Below are 1,356 nucleotides of genomic sequence, written 5' to 3'. Positions count from 1 at the left end.
CTCGGCCTCGCGCTCGCCGGCATGCTGGCGTTCGCGGTGTACGGGTTCCTGTACCGGCGCCGGCTCGGCGACGTGGCCCCGTCGGTGGCGCTCCCTGTGCTGCTCGGCGCGGCCACGCTGATGATGCTGCCGCTCGCGGTGACGGCGCGTGCGGCCTCCCCCGCCCAGTGGGCCGGCATCGCGGTCCTCGGCGGCGCCGTGTACGCCCCCGCCTACCTCGTTCAGCACCGTCTGATCCTGCTGTGCGGACCGGTCTTCACGGCGGCCGTCCAACTGGCCGTGCCGTTCACCGTGCGGCTCGGGGACTGGGCGCTGGGCACGGAGCCGGCCCCCGCCGGAGCCGAACTCTCCCTGCTGTGCTGCGCGTTGACGGGAATCGGGCTGGTGACGCTGCACGGCCGAAAAGGCTGACCCTTCTCGTTCCCAACCGGCCCACCCGCAGCATTCCGCTCACCCTGCCCCATTAATGCGGCAGGAAGGCGGGCGTCGTACGTCACCCGGACCGTGGGCAGACAGCAGTTGCTGGGCACGTACGCTGCCAACTGGTGGCGGAAGTAGTTGGCGAAGGTGTTCCGATTGATGGCCACCACGCCGTCGAAATCGGCCTTTTCGGCCTCCTCGACCCAGTTCCAGGAGAACGTCACGGCGCCTATCGTGCAGCGGCCAAGGCCGAGACCGCCTACGCGTGGAGCATGACACCCGGTCAGACCCCGAGCTTCACCATGCCCGCGACCGGCCCCACGGTGCTGACGTTCCACTACGGCGCCGACTCCGTCGACCATGCCGGACTCGACGGGGACCTGGGCAAGATGGAACTGCGTCCCTCGTACGACGTCGCGGTGACGTTCAGCGGGAACACCATCAAGGTCGTGCAGCACCTGGTCGTGTACCTGTACGTCAGGAGCCTGGCCACGTCGACCGACGGCAACGTCGTGGACCTGGCCGTCGCCGACACCTACACGCTCGGCGTCGGCCAGGACGGCCGGCTCGCGGCGACCCTCACCACCACCAAGCAGGACCGCTCGAAGAACCCGTCCGTCGACTCGTTCCTGAACTTCTGGACCGACATCAACAGGATCACCAGCGCGGTCAAGAACTGGCTGCAGGCCGTGGTCTCACCCAACCTGAAGGCCATGCCGGTGTCCGCGGCACAGAACTTCGTGTTCCCCGGAGGGCGGACCTTCGCCTTCAAGTCCACCGGGTTCTCCGACTTCGGCGACCTCGTCTCGCACATCACGTACACCGACCCGAGCTGAGCCGAACGACCCGCATTCCAGGCGCAGTTCACGCCCCGGGCGGCCACCTCGCCCGGGGCTCCGTCCGGCCGCGGCGTCCACGCCCCGCCGGCCGCGCCCG

1 protein-coding gene and 1 pseudogene are annotated in these 1,356 nt (G+C 69.3%); both read left to right on the top strand.

Annotation, left to right across the window (positions count from 1 at the left end):
- Positions 1–411: pseudogene (locus G3I40_RS13420) on the top strand (hypothetical protein); the annotation flags it as partial.
- Between the two features lie 281 nt (positions 412–692).
- Complete coding sequence (locus tag G3I40_RS13415) at positions 693–1,256, top strand: hypothetical protein (protein WP_164302391.1); 564 nt, start codon at positions 693–695, stop codon at positions 1,254–1,256.
- Positions 1,257–1,356 lie beyond the last annotated feature (100 nt).

This window comes from Streptomyces sp. SID14478, assembly GCF_010548525.1.
Lineage (GTDB): Bacteria > Actinomycetota > Actinomycetes > Streptomycetales > Streptomycetaceae > Streptomyces.
Note: the sequence above shows the minus strand (reverse complement) of the source record. Positions and strands in the feature narration are given on the sequence as shown.